This is a genomic window from Pedobacter sp. D749 (genome assembly GCF_019317285.1).
In the GTDB taxonomy this organism is placed as follows: Bacteria; Bacteroidota; Bacteroidia; order Sphingobacteriales; family Sphingobacteriaceae; genus Pedobacter.
In genome coordinates this window covers 3,325,833-3,342,280 of record NZ_CP079218.1, presented here as the reverse complement: position 1 = coordinate 3,342,280, position 16,448 = coordinate 3,325,833, and the positions used below count along the sequence as shown (strand labels likewise).

Annotated in this window: 14 protein-coding genes; 11 read left to right on the top strand and 3 right to left on the bottom strand. The window is 39.5% G+C overall.

The features are described from left to right. The first annotated feature begins 52 nt into the window (after positions 1–52). From KYH19_RS13420 to KYH19_RS13390, 7 genes are all read left to right on the top strand, one after another. Positions 53–685 (top strand): Uma2 family endonuclease, encoded by a 633-nt coding sequence (locus KYH19_RS13420; RefSeq protein ID WP_219075496.1) that lies wholly within the window; start codon positions 53–55, stop codon positions 683–685. Positions 686–733: 48 nt separating this feature from the next. Then, positions 734–1,369 (top strand): Uma2 family endonuclease, encoded by a 636-nt coding sequence (locus KYH19_RS13415; RefSeq protein ID WP_132395264.1) that lies wholly within the window; start codon positions 734–736, stop codon positions 1,367–1,369. 663 nt (positions 1,370–2,032) lie between these two features. Further along, positions 2,033–4,699, top strand: coding sequence for a valine--tRNA ligase (locus KYH19_RS13410; RefSeq protein WP_219075495.1), 2,667 nt, complete (start codon positions 2,033–2,035; stop codon positions 4,697–4,699). Positions 4,700–5,012: 313 nt separating this feature from the next. Then, positions 5,013–5,216 carry a hypothetical protein gene (locus KYH19_RS13405; protein WP_219075494.1) on the top strand — a complete coding sequence of 68 codons (204 nt, stop codon included), beginning with the start codon at positions 5,013–5,015 and terminating at the stop codon, positions 5,214–5,216. Positions 5,217–5,467: 251 nt separating this feature from the next. After that, positions 5,468–6,823, top strand: a complete 1,356-nt coding sequence (locus KYH19_RS13400; protein WP_219075493.1) for a Gfo/Idh/MocA family protein — start codon at positions 5,468–5,470, stop codon at positions 6,821–6,823. 95 nt (positions 6,824–6,918) lie between these two features. Further along, complete coding sequence (locus tag KYH19_RS13395) at positions 6,919–8,283, top strand: DUF1080 domain-containing protein (RefSeq protein ID WP_219075492.1); 1,365 nt, start codon at positions 6,919–6,921, stop codon at positions 8,281–8,283. A 322-nt stretch (positions 8,284–8,605) separates the two neighbouring features. Then, positions 8,606–9,799 (top strand): Gfo/Idh/MocA family protein, encoded by a 1,194-nt coding sequence (locus tag KYH19_RS13390; protein WP_219075491.1) that lies wholly within the window; start codon positions 8,606–8,608, stop codon positions 9,797–9,799. A gap of 576 nt (positions 9,800–10,375) precedes the next feature. On the opposite strand, the gene KYH19_RS13385 is transcribed toward KYH19_RS13390, so the two are convergent. Both KYH19_RS13385 and KYH19_RS13380 read right to left on the bottom strand, forming a co-directional pair. Next, a complete protein-coding gene (locus KYH19_RS13385) occupies positions 10,376–10,834 on the bottom strand; it encodes a type I restriction enzyme HsdR N-terminal domain-containing protein (RefSeq protein WP_219075490.1) in 459 nt (152 codons plus the stop codon). A gap of 40 nt (positions 10,835–10,874) precedes the next feature. Continuing rightward, positions 10,875–11,228, bottom strand: a complete 354-nt coding sequence (locus KYH19_RS13380; RefSeq protein WP_219075489.1) for a hypothetical protein — start codon at positions 11,226–11,228, stop codon at positions 10,875–10,877. Between the two features lie 152 nt (positions 11,229–11,380). Here KYH19_RS13380 and holA point away from each other — a divergent pair, with 152 nt between their 5' ends. After that, positions 11,381–12,400 (top strand): DNA polymerase III subunit delta, encoded by a 1,020-nt coding sequence (gene holA, locus KYH19_RS13375; protein WP_121287101.1) that lies wholly within the window; start codon positions 11,381–11,383, stop codon positions 12,398–12,400. A gap of 898 nt (positions 12,401–13,298) precedes the next feature. Here the strand turns inward: holA and KYH19_RS13370 are convergent. Continuing rightward, positions 13,299–13,919 carry a class I SAM-dependent methyltransferase gene (locus tag KYH19_RS13370; protein ID WP_219075488.1) on the bottom strand — a complete coding sequence of 207 codons (621 nt, stop codon included), beginning with the start codon at positions 13,917–13,919 and terminating at the stop codon, positions 13,299–13,301. 159 nt (positions 13,920–14,078) lie between these two features. On the opposite strand from KYH19_RS13370, the gene KYH19_RS13365 reads away from it, so the two are divergent. The 3 genes from KYH19_RS13365 to KYH19_RS13355 all read left to right on the top strand — a co-directional run bounded on the left by KYH19_RS13365 (position 14,079) and on the right by KYH19_RS13355 (position 16,439). Further along, the gene (locus tag KYH19_RS13365) at positions 14,079–15,071 is read left to right on the top strand and encodes an AraC family transcriptional regulator (protein WP_219075487.1); all 993 of its coding nucleotides are present in this window, start codon (positions 14,079–14,081) and stop codon (positions 15,069–15,071) included. A 557-nt stretch (positions 15,072–15,628) separates the two neighbouring features. Then, the gene (locus tag KYH19_RS13360; protein WP_219075486.1) at positions 15,629–16,189 is read left to right on the top strand and encodes an RNA polymerase sigma factor; all 561 of its coding nucleotides are present in this window, start codon (positions 15,629–15,631) and stop codon (positions 16,187–16,189) included. Then, positions 16,170–16,439, top strand: coding sequence for a hypothetical protein (locus KYH19_RS13355; protein WP_219075485.1), 270 nt, complete (start codon positions 16,170–16,172; stop codon positions 16,437–16,439). The genes KYH19_RS13360 and KYH19_RS13355 overlap by 20 nt, the downstream gene beginning before the upstream one ends. The last annotated feature ends 9 nt before the right edge of the window (positions 16,440–16,448 follow it).

The window sequence follows — 16,448 nt, the reverse complement described above, 5'->3', positions numbered from 1 at the left end:
ATATGTTGAAAAATAGAAAGTCAGATTACTATAAAAATTAGTATATTTGATTATGTCTGAACCTGTTCCATATCCTGTTTTAAACGATGATGAACCTGTAAGGCAGTTCAATGAACTTGACGCATCGTTAACTTATAGTTATTCAAACTATTTAAACTGGCTTTTTCCCGAAAGAGTAGAACTGATTAAAGGTAAAATCTTTAAGATGAGTCCTGCGCCATCAAGAGTGCATCAGGAAGTGGCTGGTAATATTTTCTTGAAAATTGGTAATTTCTTAGAGGGTAAACCATGTAAGGTTTATCCGGCCCCGTTTGATGTTCGCTTTCCCAAAGAGAGCAAGGCTGATAAGGATGTATATACCGTACTACAACCGGATATCTGCGTAATCTGCGATAAAAGCAAACTTGATGCTCGTGGCTGTATCGGCGCGCCTGATCTGGTAATCGAAATTTTATCACCAGGAAATACCAAAATGGAACTGCTTAATAAGTACCGTGTTTACGAAGAATTTGGTGTTAAAGAATATTGGGTGGTGAGCCAGAGTGATCAAAGCATTTTGATATATACCCTAAACGAGATGGGGAAATTCCAACCCTCTAAAATATTCACCTTAAGCGAAAAAATTACGTCAACTGTATTACCAGGTTTTGAACTGGCATTAGATGATGTTTTTAAGGATTTATAAAATCCATAAATATTTTTCAGATTACTATTTTTTTTAGTATCTTAGGCTATGTCTAAACCTGTTCCATATCCTGTTTTAAACGATGATGAGCCTGTCAGGCAGTTCAATGAACTTGATGCATCGTTAACTTATAGCTATTCTAACTATTTAAACTGGCTTTTCCCTGAAAGGGTAGAGTTGATTGCAGGCAAAATATTTAAAATGAGTCCTGCGCCATCAAGGGTGCACCAAGGTGTTTCTATTAATTTGTTAAATCCAATAATTAATTTTTTAAAAGGTAAACCCTGTAAGGTTTATGCGGCGCCTTTTGATGTCCGTTTTCCAAAGGAAAGCAAAGCTGATAAAGATGTATTTACTGTTCTCCAACCTGATATCTGCGTAATCTGCGATAAAAGCAAACTCGATGCCCGCGGCTGTATCGGCGCACCTGATCTGGTAATCGAAATTTTATCGCCGGGAAATACCAAAATGGAGCTGCTAAATAAGTATAAGGTTTATGAAGAGTTTGGTGTTAAAGAATATTGGGTGGTGAGCCAAAGTGATCAAAGCATTTTGATATATACCCTAAATGAGATGGGTAAATTCCAACCCTCTAAAATATTCACCTTAAGCGAAAAAATTACGTCAACCGTATTGCCTGGTTTTGAACTGGCTTTGGATGATGTTTTTGATGACGTAGAGTAATCGTTTAATAAAACTTCATTATCGTTCTTGTTTTGCACGAACCAACTTTTCTAAACCTGATTGACGTGTAAAGCCTGCAATCCCGATTTTTCATTCTACCGTATTGGCACATCTTTTTTGAGGATAGTTTAGGCATTTTGCTAAGCAACTTTAATAAAGCACGGATTTTAACCAAGGACGCTGTCAATCCCAAGAGCCGGGGAAATCAAAAAAACAGTTGCAGTTCAGATAATTTGGCATTAACAAACCTGAAACGCAGTGGTTTTGTGTTCATAAACGATGATTTGATTTTAAAAAAAAATTGAACACAAAACGAAGTGCCCACTGTTTTTTTGATGCGCATGGGATTGTGCAAAAGGCTCATTGCTGGATTGACAAAGCGCTTTGGGTACTTTGGCGCTCCAAAGTACCCTGCCACCGCGGCATAGAGCGGCAGAAGAATGTCATAATTAGTTGTGGCTACATGAAAGGATTTTTCGTCAGAAGATGACTTGTATGCAAAGCAGGGCTAAATCAAAATACGCACCTGCTTTTCTAAAAACTAACACGCTTATCTTCTATGTATACCTATCTGAAGTTTACCTGCTTTAGTCTTTCAGCTTTCCACTTGCTTGGCTTTGGTCTTTCAGCTTAATTAGCTATTTTTGAATTTTTAATACATTCATGAGCATATCCACCAAGTACAATCCTGCAGAAACAGAAGATAAATGGTATAGCTATTGGCTATCTAAAAAGTTTTTTCATTCAGAACCCGATGAACGCGAACCTTACACCATCGTAATTCCGCCGCCAAACGTCACAGGTGTACTGCACATGGGGCACATGCTCAATAATACCATTCAGGATGTATTGATCCGTAAAGCCCGCATGCAAGGTAAAAATGCTTGTTGGGTACCGGGAACTGATCATGCCTCTATTGCAACCGAAGCAAAAGTTGTGGCGATGTTAAAAGAACAGGGAATCAATAAAAAAGATCTCTCTCGTGAGGAATTTCTGAAATACGCCTGGGAGTGGAAAGAGAAATACGGTGGTATAATTTTAGAACAGCTAAAAAAATTGGGCGCAAGCTGCGATTGGGACCGTACCCGCTTTACCATGGAAGAAGATCTTTCTGAAGCAGTTATTGATTCGTTTATTCATCTCTACAAAAAAGGGTGGATTTACCGGGGTATCCGTATGGTTAACTGGGATCCGGCTGGTAAAACGGCCGTTTCTGATGAAGAAGTGATCCGTAAGGAAGTAAACCAGAAACTCTATTACATTAAATACCTGATTTCGGGAACGGACGATCAGTTCTTAACCATAGCGACTACGCGTCCGGAAACGATTATGGCCGATGCGGCGATCTGTATCAATCCGAACGATGAGCGTTTTACGCACTTAAAAGGTAAAAAAGTTTTCGTGCCTCTGGTTAACCACGAAATTCCGGTTATTGAGGATGAATATGTAGATATCGAATTTGGTACAGGTTGCTTAAAAGTTACACCGGCACACGATTTAAATGATTATGAACTGGGTGTAAAACACAATTTGCCAGTTACAGATATCTTAAATGATGATGGAACTTTAAATGAACTGGCTGTTATTTTAGTGGGCGAAGACAGATTTGTTGCGCGTAAAAAAATCGCCAAAATGCTGGAAGAGGCTGGGCATTTAGAAAAAGTGGAGGATTATAAATCGCAGGTTGGTTTTTCTGAGCGTACCGATGCTGCTATCGAACCAAAACTTTCGATGCAATGGTTTGTGAAGATGAAAGAGATGGCGCAGCCAGCTTTGGATGATGTTTTGAATGGCGAAGTAAACCTGATTCCCAATAAATTTGAAAATACCTACCGCCACTGGATGGAAAATGTTCGCGATTGGAACATTAGTCGTCAGTTATGGTGGGGGCAAAGAATCCCGGCCTGGTACGATGATAAAGGAAATTGGGTAGTTGCCAAAACCAAAGATGAAGCATTAGAAGAATTCTGGAAGAAAAAACATTTAGATGAAAGCTGCTCAGAAACGGAAAAAGCTGGATTCAAACATCAGTTAGAGCCATTTTTAAGGCAGGATGATGATGTGATGGATACCTGGTTCTCATCATGGTTATGGCCGATTTCAGTTTTCGATGGATTTAAAAATCCTGAAAATAAAGACATCAACTATTATTACCCAACCAATGATCTGGTTACCGCACCTGAAATCTTATTTTTCTGGGTAGCCCGTATGATTATGGCCGGACATGAGTTTATGGGCAAAAAACCATTTACCAATGTGTATTTAACAGGGATTGTGCGCGATAAATTAGGCCGTAAAATGTCTAAATCGCTGGGTAACTCACCTGATCCCATCGGATTAATTGAAAAATATGGTGCTGATGCCGTTCGTGTGGGGATGTTAATGTCGTCACCAGCTGGGAACGATTTAATGTTCGATGAAAGCTACTGTGAACAGGGACGTAATTTCGCCAGCAAAATCTGGAATGCTTTCCGTTTGGTAAAAGGATGGGAAGTTGACGAAAAACTGGTTAACCCTAATACTCAGGCCATATCCTGGTTCGAAAACCGCTTTAACGAAGCGTTGGTAGAAATTGAAGCTAACTTCAAACAATACCGACTGTCTGAAGCATTAACAATCACTTACAAACTGGTTTGGGATGATTTCTGTGCCTGGTATTTAGAAATGGTTAAACCTGCTTATCAACAGCCAATTGATGCGGAGAGTTACAAAGCAACTATTGCGTTCTTCGAAAATATCATCAAGTTATTGCATCCTAATATGCCTTTTATCACTGAAGAGTTATGGCATGATGACCTCTTTGCCGATCGCGGGGAACTGGATTGCTGTATTGTGGCCGAATTTCCGAAAGGCGGAACTTTTGATGAGCAATTATTGAAAGATGCAGAGGTAATTAAGACTGTGGTAGCCGAAATTAGAAATGTAAGGAACCAGAAGCAGATTTCGCCTAAAGAAGCGTTGCCATTAAGCATTAAGGTAAATTCTGATCTTGATTACGAAAAATGGTTAAACATCGTTTTTAAACTGGCCAATGTATCAGAAGTGGAGATTGTAAACGATAAAATTGTTGGCGCAACGGCTTTTATGGCCGGTAAAGATGAATTCTTTATTCCACTAACCGAAAACGTTGATGTAGAAGCAGAACGCGAACGTTTAAATGCCGATTTAGTTTATCTACAGGGCTTTTTAAAGTCGGTTGATGCTAAATTGAGTAACGAACGTTTTGTACAGAATGCAAAACCCGAGATTATTGCCAATGAACGCAATAAAAAAGCCGATGCTGAAGCTAAAATCAAAATTATTGAAGAAAGTTTAGCGGTTTTAGGCTAATAATAATCTCACAGACCTATAAGGTTTTTGAAACCTTATAGGTCTTAAATAAGAGACTGTCTCATAAATTGTAATTCAATCGAATTTGTCACGTTGAGCCTGTCGAAACGCCTTTTAAGATACTTAAAAACCGACAAGTTATCATTGACATTATTTCACAATCGTCGAATCAGCATTTTAACCGATTTCGCATTTCCATCCAGCTAGGCCATAGCACGGTATCCCCGTTCTACTTAAATCCGGCCTAATAAATTTTTCGGGCTGCACTGTTCTGGCCGAACAACTGGCTTTAAAAGAAAACGGCGAAGCCCTCATGAATGCAACTGAAAGTTATAAACAACAAATGAATAAATTTTCAGCCGGCATTTTTTGTTTTTTCATGTGTCTTTATGTTTTCAATGGCATTCAAGCTAGCTTCGCTGGTCTTTTTAATGCCAAAAAGAAAGAGCCCCTCGGCGGCGGCGAGCCGAGGCAAGACCGTGGTGTATGGCAAAAGAAATCAATTATACGTCTCTAATATTGATTTTTATTAAATAAATTATCCCTCAGGATGACTATTCTATATTTATGATACAGATTCTTTTTCATCCATTCCCATCTTAATTCTTACATTTTCCATCTTCCATTTTCCATCTTCTATTTCCTTTCTAAATTGTTACCAAAGCTCACCTTTTTATTAAACTAAAAGTCCTAATTTGGATGCTGTTAAACATCTTATGAATCGTTTAACGCATAAGCTATCTAACCTTATTTAAACCGTTTTATTCTATGGAAAATTCCAGAAGAAAATTTATTAAACAATCAGCAGTATTTGCTGCATCAACCTATGCAGGTACCATGGGCATGAGCGCCAAAAGTTATGGACGCATCATCGGTGCAAATGATCGGGTACGTGTTGGTGTTGTTGGATTTTCTGATCGCTTTAAAGACACCCTTTTGCCTTGTTTCCTGAACCACAACAAGGAACTCAATTTCGATATAGTTGGTCTTTCTGATTTATGGAACTATCGTAGAGATTTAGGAATTGCCCATTTAAAAGAAAAATTTGGTCATGATATTAAAGCCTGCCGTAACAACGATGAGCTTTATGCTACAAAAGACCTTGATGCCGTAATTATCAGTACCGCCGATTTTCAGCACGCACTTCATACCATCGAGGCTGTAAAGGCCAATTGCGATGCCTATGTAGAAAAGCCTTTTGCCGAAACCATGGACGATGCCAAAGCTGCATTTAAAGCCGTTAAGGCCAGCAAGCAGATCGTGCAAATAGGTTCGCAAAGAAGGAGTGGAGAAAATTATATCAATGCCGCAAAATTTATACAGGATGGAAAATTCGGGCCGATTACTGCTGTGGATTTAGTATGGAATGTAAATCAGCCAGGCAGGTGGCGCAGGCCAGATTTAGTAGCTAAATTAAAAGAAGAAGATATTGATTGGAAAAGGTTTTTGTTAAACCGTCCGAACGAGGCTTTTGATCCCAGGAAATATTTAGAATACAGATTATTCTGGCCCTATTCGTCGGGTATGCCCGGGCAATGGATGAGCCACCAGATTGATACCGTGCATTGGTTTACCAATTTAAAACATCCACGGAGTGTAGTGGCAAACGGAGGTATTTACACCTGGAAAGATGGCCGTAGAAATTGGGATTCGATGGTTGCCGTATTCGATTATGGCCAGCCAGATACTACCGATGGCTTCCAGGTTACTTTTACTTCAAGAATGCAGAACAGTGTAGGTGATGTAGGCGAGGTTTATTACTCGAATGGTGGCGAGCTCAACCTGATTACCAATAAAGTATCGCCAAAAGGTGGTTTAAGGGAAAAAGAAGCTGCAGCCATGGGATTGAAGGCTAATCTTTTGCCTGAATTTGATTTAAGTAAAACCGAAATTAAAGCAGCAACCGGCGCCAATATGGGCGGTGATGGATTAACCTCAGGCCACATGCGCAACTGGATGGAATGTGTGCGCAGCCGTAAAACACCAAACGCACCTGTAGAAGCTGGTTATTCACACTCTATTGCCAATATCATGACGAATGCTGCGGTGCGCACGGGTGCAAAAGCAGTTTTCGATGAAAGCAGACAAGAAGTAATCGCAAACGGAAAAGTATTTAAATATTAACCTATTCAAACTATACAATACGCTTAATGTCCCGGTAGAACACTTGGTTAAGGTGTTCTCAGGTGGCTTAGGTGGTTAAAATAATAAAACCTATCATGTTAGATATCAAAAAATATAGTATTCTAGCCCTTTCCCTGATCAGCCTGTCAGCCGCTGCCCAAAAAGCAAAACCATTATTTGATGGTAAAACACTTACCGGCTGGAAAGCTGTTGCAGGTGCTGCTCCATACAAGGTTGAAGATGGAATGATTGTGGGAACAATGACCAAAGGCACACCAAATTCATTTTTAATCACCGAAAAAGAATATGGCGATTTCATTTTAGAACTGGATGTGAAACTCGAAGGTGAAACCACTAATTCTGGCGTGCAAACCCGTAGCCATATTAAACCAGAAGGAAATAATGGTAAAGGATTGGTTTTTGGCCGGCAGGTAGAAATAGACCCTACACCAAGAGCATGGACAGGTGGAATTTACGACGAAGCCAGAAGATTGTGGTTATATCCTTTAGAACTTAACCCATCGGCAAAATCCTTGTATAAAAAGAATGCGTTTAACCATTACAAAATCGAATGTATCGGTAACGAAACCAAAACCTGGGTAAATGGAACTCCTGTTGCCTATGTGATTGATACTTTGGATCAATCAGGATTTATCGGTTTGCAGGTTCATGGTATTGGCAATAACCTCGATAATGATGGCAAGAAAGTTTACTTCAAAAATATCAATATCCAAACTGAAGGGCTAAAAGCCAAAGCTTTTCCAAAAGGAATTTATACGGTTAATTTAATACCAAATACTTTATCTGCTTACGAAAAATCTGAAGGTTATAAACTATTGTTCGATGGTAAAAGCAGTGCAGGTTGGGTTGGTGCTTATAAAACTGCTTTCCCTGCCAAAGGATGGAAAATTGCCGGTGGTGTAATCAGCGTTGAACCATCTGGGGGTGCCGAATCGACCAACGGCGGCGATATTGTAACCAAAGATGAATATGCTGCTTTTGATTTGTCGTTCGAGTTTAAATTGACACCGGGAGCCAATAGCGGTGTAAAATATTTTGTTACCCTGAGCGAAAATAACAAAGGTTCGGCCATTGGTCTGGAATACCAGGTTTTAGATGATGAATTGCACCCTGACGCAAAATTGGGTAGAGATGGAAACCGCACTTTGGCATCCTTATACGATTTAATGACTGCTAAAAAAGAAGCCCGCTACCTGCGCCCAATCGGCAGCTGGAACAATGGACGTTTGGTAGTTTATCCTGATAACAAAGTAGAACATTATTTAAATGGGGTTAAAGTGTTGGAATATACACGTGGATCAGAAGAGTTTAAAAAACTGGTTGCCATTAGTAAATATAAAGACTGGAAAAACTTTGGCGAAGCGCCGAAAGGACATATCCTGCTGCAGGATCATGGCAATAAAGTAGATTTCAGGACCATTAAAATTAAAACCTTGTAAGGTTTAACACTACTAATTTGAAAACGAATGGTGGTTCAATATGGCGGCCTGCAGCCCCGCTTTCGCATATAGTCCTCGCTACGCTCCGGGCTATTTAGCTCAATCGGGTTTATAATTAGCGTTTGTGCTATGAAAGAAACCCATAAGCACTAAATAAGTTAATTAGCCCCGACATAAGCGGAAATACTTTTTGTTGTATTTCCGGTTGAATGGTAGATACCGGCAACAAAAAGATTGCAGCATTGGCGGGACTACCATTAATAGCAGTATTATCCTGGCGCTCCAAATCATAATTTTAAAGAAATAAAAATATTAACATATCATGCATCGTCGATCTTTTGTTAAAACATCAGCCCTAATAGGTTCTGGTTTATTTTTGGGCAATCAGGGTTTTGCAAATTTAGGAGCTGGTGAAATCATTAATGTGGCCATGATCGGTTGTGGCGATCGCGGTAAAGGAGTTTTATCGGTAATAAAATCCATGCCGGCTAAATATAATATCAAAGCCTATTGCGATTTACTTGATTTCAGGCTTAAAGAGGCCGAAAAGTATGTTGCAGCCGATGCAAAAGCCATTAAAGATTACCGTAAAGTTTTAGACGATAAAACAATCAACGCGGTTTTTATTGCCACGCCTTTAAGCGAACATTTCAGAATTGCCAAAGATGCGGTGCTGGCAGGTAAACATGTGTATGTAGAAAAAACCATGACTTACAATATTGCACAGGCACTCGAACTTAAGAAACTGGTCAAAAAATATCCCAACCAGGTTTTTCAGGTGGGCTATCAGTATCGTTATTCGCCTTTGTATTTTAAGGTGAAGGACATGATCCAAAGTGGTTATTTAGGTAAGGTTAGCCAAATCGATTGTCGTTGGGACCGCAATGGAAATTGGCGCAGGGCGGTTCCGGATCCGGCTTTAGAGCGCAAAATTAACTGGCGGATGTACAAGGAATACTCTGGCGGATTAGCGGCCGAACTGCTCTCACATCAGATCGATTTTATCAATTGGGCTTTCGAAACCCAACCTGATGAAATTATGGGTTCGGGAGGCATAGATGTTTTTAAAGATGGCAGAGAAACTTATGATAACATACAAGCCATTTTGCGGTATAATGAAAAAGGCATGATTGGCAACTTCGGAGCCACTTGTGGCAATGCGCACGATGGTTATCTGTTTAAAATAAAGGGTACCAAAGGTTCGGTTTCTTTGCTTACCAATACCGGCTTATTTTATCCTGAAGAAAGCACCAAAAAAGATCTGGGTATTGTTGATGGGGTAACCGGAGCCACTAAAATTGTGGTAAATAAAGACGGAGGAATCCCGATTTTAGATAAAGCCACCATTGATGGAACAAATTATGCGCTGGATGAATTTTACAAATCGATAACCACCAGGAAAGAACCTGCATCAAATATCAATACCGGAACCCAGGCCGCTATTTGCGTGGCCATGTGTAACGAGGCGATTTATAGCGGTAATAAGCAGGTTTGGAAGCCGGAATACAGTGTTTAGATCATATTCTCTTTTGTCATTCTGAACGAAGTGAAGAATCTTTAAATTTCGGTCGGTGAGACACCAACCGATAGATTAATCTAAAAGATAGATTAATAGCGATCGTTGTAAGATTGCTTCGTCGTTCCTCCTCGCAATGACGGAAAAAGAAAGAATCTTTAATGCTCATGATTTTTTTTGGAAAGCAATTGTTGTGGTTGGTTTAAAGTTAGTCCTGCTTTTCATTACAAGTCCTCGCTGCGCTGTGGGCTTTACATTTCAATCAGGTTTAGATTCGGAAGGCTTTTGCTGCTATTGAAGGTTAAATAGCATGATTCATAAAGAGCGCTATTCTTGCTCTTTGCAACCTCTAATAGGAATGCTGGCTGTGCCACCTAAACCCGATCAAAGCGGGATCCCGACTTAAAGTCGGGAGAAGCGGGAGCGGGGCTGGATAAACCTAAATGCTACTGTTTCTGCTTTCCAAAAAAAGCATTACAATACATTGATACCTTTTAAGATCGCTTCGTCATTCGTAATAACGGTCAATAAAAATCCTTCACTACGTTCAGGATGACAAAAAAGGAAATTCTTGCACTACAGCCCCAAATATTCAGGCATTTCTTCTACAAAATTAAAGCTGCCTTTTTCTATATCCATCCTGGCATAAACATGTTGCAAGCCATTGGTTAGCACAATCCACCTGGCCTGATGTATCGAATTATACCGCGAAGCCTGATCAAAAACCGATTGTGTAATTTTTACCTTTGGTGCCTTACATTCAATCAACATCAGTTTTTCGCCAGCGGTATTGTAAACCAAAATATCGCTTCGTTTTTGTAATTGGTTTAAAACCAAACCACCTTCAATCTGGATTAACGTACGTGGAAATTTCTTCTCTAAAATCAGATTTTGTATAAAATGCTGTCGCACCCATTCTTCGGGTGTAAGTACCAGGTGTTTCTTCCTCAGTTCATCAAAAATAAATACCACGTCATCCTTTTGGGTAATTTTAAATGGATAGGGCGGAAGGTTAAGCGGAGTAGGAGTGAACATTTTCTCAGTTAGCGGTTTTCGGTGATAATTTTTGGGTGTTTTAGTGCCAGTTATGTGCGCAAAATCTACATTGTTTGGCGAAAGGCGTTCTCGCTAGCTTACTGCAATTAGGACATTTATTTAGGAATACTACTTCTGGATTTTGTAGTAAAATTCTTTCTGCAACAGTAAGTTCGAAGGAATCATATCCATCTTGCAACAAGATTAAGATATCCTGATCTTCGCTTAGCCAGCCAGCTTTTTTATAAACATTAATGGCCTTTGGGTTATTTACTTGGCCTGAATCTAAATCCAGCTTAATTACAGAATGGGTATGCCGAATTGCTAACCTCTCTTCTGGAGTAAGAAGATTAGAAAAATAATTCACAATATATTTTGCAGTATCCTGATCCATTTATAAAACCCAGCGGCTTCAAAGGTAGTTAATTTTGGATTATGCGATGAAGTCTCCAGTCTAATCTCTCAAATCTCACATCTAACATCTCATATCTATAAATTATAAACATTTACCCAAATCCTTAAACCTAAATTGTAATTTTACGGGCAATGACTGCTGCCGAAATTATTAAAGATATCAAAGCCCGAAAGTTCAAACCTGTATACTTATTGCATGGTGAAGAATCTTATTACATTGATCAGGTGACTGACTATATCGAAGATAAGCTGCTGAACGATGCCGAAAAAGGTTTCAATCAAACGGTTTTATATGGAAAAGATACCGATATGGCTACGGTTCTGGGTGCTGCAAAACGTTATCCCATGATGTCTGATTATCAGGTGGTGATTGTTAAAGAAGCGCAGGATTTAAAATGGGGCAAGGAAGACAGTTCAAAAGAGGGCGAATTTGTACTCAATTATTTCGAAAAACCGCTGCCAAGTACCATTTTGGTGCTGGCCTATAAATACGCCAATTTCGATAAACGAAAAAAAATCTATAAGGCAATTAATAAAAGTGGACTGATTTTTCAGTCAGATCCCGTGCGCGATTATAAACTGGTGCCCTGGATTGAAGAATTTATCAAAGAAAAAGGTTACAAGATCGATCAGCAGGCGTCGGCTTTAATGGCCGAATATCTGGGTACCGATCTATCCAAAATTGCCAACGAGATCGAAAAGTTAATGCTCAATGTTTCGAAGGAAGTAACCATTAATACCGACCTGGTTCAGAGAAATATAGGCATTAGTAAAGAGTATAACGTTTTCGAATTGCAGAAGGCACTGGCCATCCGCGATGTGCTAAAATGTAATAAAATTATCAATTACTTCGCCAGTAACCCTAAAGCCAATCCAACAGTAATGGTTTTGGCCAATTTAGGCGGTTATTTCACCAAACTTCTTAAATACCATTATATTCCCAATAAGGCCGATGCTGCATCAGCATTGGGTGTACCGCCATTCTTTATTAAAGATTATGAGGTTGCGGCCAGAAATTATAACACAGGAAAAGTTTTCCAGGTGATCGGTTTACTCCGTGAATATGATTTAAAAAGCAAAGGATTAGACAGTACCGGCAATGTTGATGATGGAGAACTCTTAAAAGAACTGGTTTTCAAGATCGTTCACTAACCACTAAGCGATAGCATATTCTGAAAATATAATGTGCTTTAAAGGACGTAAAAGAACGTTACCGCGTTAAGGCTAAATAAATCTGAACTCAGCGTCACAAAGCCTTAAACTGCGAAGTCCTTTTTTTGCCCGCTTCACCATAATTTCTTATATTAGGTTAATCAAAAGCGATGATAACCCAAATCAATCCGTTTGATTAAAGATCCCTCAAAAAAATATTCCAAGTCCACCTTTACGCCACATTTACCCCACGTTTATGCCACCTTCCGGCCAGGCTTGCGTAACACCTGCTTGCACACTGCTTAACCCTTGCTTTGGTTAAGTGATACCCCTGGTTGAGATCAGGTAGATCAAAGATTTGACTCGCTTTAGATCAGGAGGTTAACAATAGCTAAATAATAGGTAAAGGGAAAGTTATCTTAAGGTATTGTTGGTGTATAGCTGTGTCGGAGCAGCCCGGTTAAAGAAAGTTCTGTCCGTAGCGTTAAGCATAGCGTCTCTATGGATGCAAGAATAAAATTGAGTGTATAAACTCAATTAAAACGAATCACAGGCTCTTTCTATTATCAATCTGTAGCGCCCTTCGGAATGCTACGGACATACACGGGATAGTTTCCCAAAAAAAGGTCGTCATTGCGAGGAACGAAGATAACCGAACAAAGTGAGCTCATGAATACCTTTAAAAACAACTGCAAAAATGAATAATCTTAATGCGCACGCTAGTAGCGATCGTTGTAAGATTGCTTCGTCGGCTGAAAAAGCCTTCTCGCAATGACGATCCTTCGGGGAGATTTATTCCCATTAAATTCTAATGGCATTTATATTGATTTGTATACAATAAATTTCCCTTAACTTAATAACATTGGATTCCACCGGGATGTGAATATCACCAGATCAACTATTGTTTCTGACCTGATACCATGATAAACGGTTTGGTAATTTCCTTTCCGTTCTGATCGATTATCGTTTCCGTTAATTTCTTTACTTCAATTTTTGCAAATCCTGATTGTTTGAAAAACGATTTTACTTCATCAATCTCGTAAAATGTAAAATCGAGCTGTGTCCAGGGCAGGCCGGCACCAAAGTTTTTTTCAACAAAGGCAAGGTTCATTTTTCCTTCCGGTTTTAATACGCGGTAGCTTTCAGCTAAGTATTTTAAAGGATCAGGCCATAAATAAATGGTGTTGGCTGTGAAACAACAATCAAAGGAATTATCCTGTAAATTGAGTTCATTATCTGTTATTTTAATCAAATCTACCGGATTACCTTCAGTTTCAACTATAGAAAAGGCTTCTTTTATTCCAGTTTCAGAAGAATAAGTGCCTGTATAACTTAAATTCTTTGCCTTTTGGAACAGGTAAGAGAGGTGTTCGGTGTTCGCAGGCCCTATTTCTAATACATTTGCATCCTTTTTTAAGGGTAAATGTTGTAAAAGTTTAAAAATTAGACTGTTTTTAGGTGGGAGAGTGTCAATTTTTTTATCTAGCGTTAATGTATTTTGGTCTTCTTGCTCTTCCATGATAAAGTGATTAACATCTTGCGGTGCATTTCGCAATTGGTGCAAAATTGAAAAATAGCTGCTGTACGCTTTTACATTAAAAGGATTTTCTTTTACATAAAATCGAATTGTGGATAACCCAATAGCGTTATTCCGGCTTTTTTTGTGATAATTGCCATTATGGGAATCAATGTTGGGAAGAATTACGGGGCCTGGAAAAAGGTAGGGGGCAGATTTGATGATCTTTCCGTAAGTGGGGGATTGGTTACAGAAAGAAAGGAGAAACACAGTTTTTCTTTTAGTGATGCAGAATTGGTGCAGATCAATATCCCTGGTATTTATATTGTGTACGGCGACATCCTGTTTAAACAACACCAGATGTATTTCAGGCCTACCTATGATGTGCCGGATATGATTAAGCTGCGTTTTACGCTCTCTGGCAATGGGACCATTTTTAACGAGGTAAATAAACAACAGTACACCTTTAATGCTAACCAGCAGAATATAATTTATATGCCTGAGCTTGATGGTACAGGCCAATATGATACCGGCCATAGCTACCGCTTTTTTGAGGTACATTTTGCTAAAGAAAAGTTTTTGCAACTGGCAGAGCACTCTACCAAAGCATTACAGGTTCTGGCAGATCATGTAGATACTGGTTGTTATACACAGCTTGGGGAGCAAAACCTCCCTATTTCATGGACCATGCAGCACTGCATCCGCGATATTCTCGATTGTGATTATCCGGAAGGCTTGAAACATATGTTTATCGAATCGAAATGTATTGAACTGCTGGTACTCCAGGCCGAAGCTTTTGAGCGGGCCAATAAGCAAAAAGAACCTGCGGCTTTACATTCTGCTTACGATAGGGATTGTATTTATCATGCGAGGGATTACCTCATTGCCAATATCCACCAGCCGCCATCCGTTGCCGAACTGGCTAAAGTATGCGGTATTAACGAATTTAAACTTAAACAGGGCTTTAAAGGGTTATTTGATAACAGCATATTCGGTTACCTGAGCGATTACAGGCTTAACCATGCAAAAGAGCTACTGTTGGAAGGCTTATCCATAAAATCGGTGGCCTTTATGCTTGGTTATTCCTCGGTACAGCATTTTAGCAATGCTTTTAGAAAGAAATTTGGTTTAACTCCGGGTAAGTTGAAGGGGTAAGATAGGAGTTGATTAATGTGCTACAGTATGGATTCTTCTTTCGCTCTATGCCGCGGGGCATCAAACTTTTGAGGCATCAAAAGTATGCAAAAATGCTTTGTCAATCCGGCAAGGGGCCTTTTACACAAACCCCATACACATCAAAAAAACAGCGGCACTTTGTTTTGTTCGTTAAGGGTGGGTGAAAGTTTTTGCAAACATGAAACACAAAACCACTGCGTTTGAGGTTTGATAGTGCCATTTGTACTGTTGTGCTACTGTTTTTTTGATTTCCTGGCCCTTGGGATTGACGGGCGTGCTTCGGTGAGGGTTGAGTTATTTCAAAGCAAGCTAGCATAATGCCTAAACTTTCCTTAAAAGAGGATTATCCACAAGGTAGTATTAATATTGTTTCGGTAAGGATTGTGTTTTTTCTAAGCAAGCTGGCATTAGGCTCCAGACAATTTTTACAATATGTTTCCGAACAATAGATTAACTAACGCCCACAAAAAAATAATTGCTAATTTTAGGTGATATCTGATCAAAAATCCCCACATACTATATAAAACATAGTAATCATGACAGCAACATCCATCAAAGAGGAGCCCAGCCAACGCGAAGCACTTTTTATGAAACTCTACAAAGAAGCTTTTCCTTTGGTGGCAAGGCACGTAAGCAAGATGGGCGGATCATTTGAGGAAGCGAAAGACATCTTTCAGGATGCACTGGTGGTGTATTACGAGAAAGTACAGGTTTCGGGGCTGAGGCTGAAGTACCAGGAGAAAGCCTATATATTTGGAATTGCCAAATACTTATGGATCAAACGTTATCAGGAAAACGACAAATATGTTACCCTTGATTCGCTTGCTCTTGTTTTTAATAAAGAGATCGATTTGGCAGATACCGGGTACGAGGAAGTTTCTTCAGGGAAACTGATGCATTTACTGGAGCAGGCCGGACAGAAATGTATGCAGTTGCTCAGTGCTTTTTATTATGAAAAACTGGATATGGAAACACTGGCCGGGCGCTTTGGCTTTTCGGGTGCACGCTCTGCAACGGCTCAGAAATTTAAATGCCTCGAAAAAGTAAAAGAAACCGTTAAAGCAAAATCCTTAAAATATGAAGACATCGTTGAATGAGCTCCGTTTAATAGAGCATTATCTGCTGTCGGACGGTAAGGATGGAGAAAGTTTCCTGTTCGAAGCCAAAATGATCCTGCAACCTGAACTAAAGCAACAGGTTTACTGGCAGAACAAAACCTACAAAATAGTGCGTGATTATGGCCGGAAGCAGCTGAAAAATGAAATCAATAACATACACGAAACGCTGTTTAATACTGCTGAGCATCAAAGCTTCAGGCAAAAGGTAATGCGTTTGTTCCGCAAATAAGCAATCACT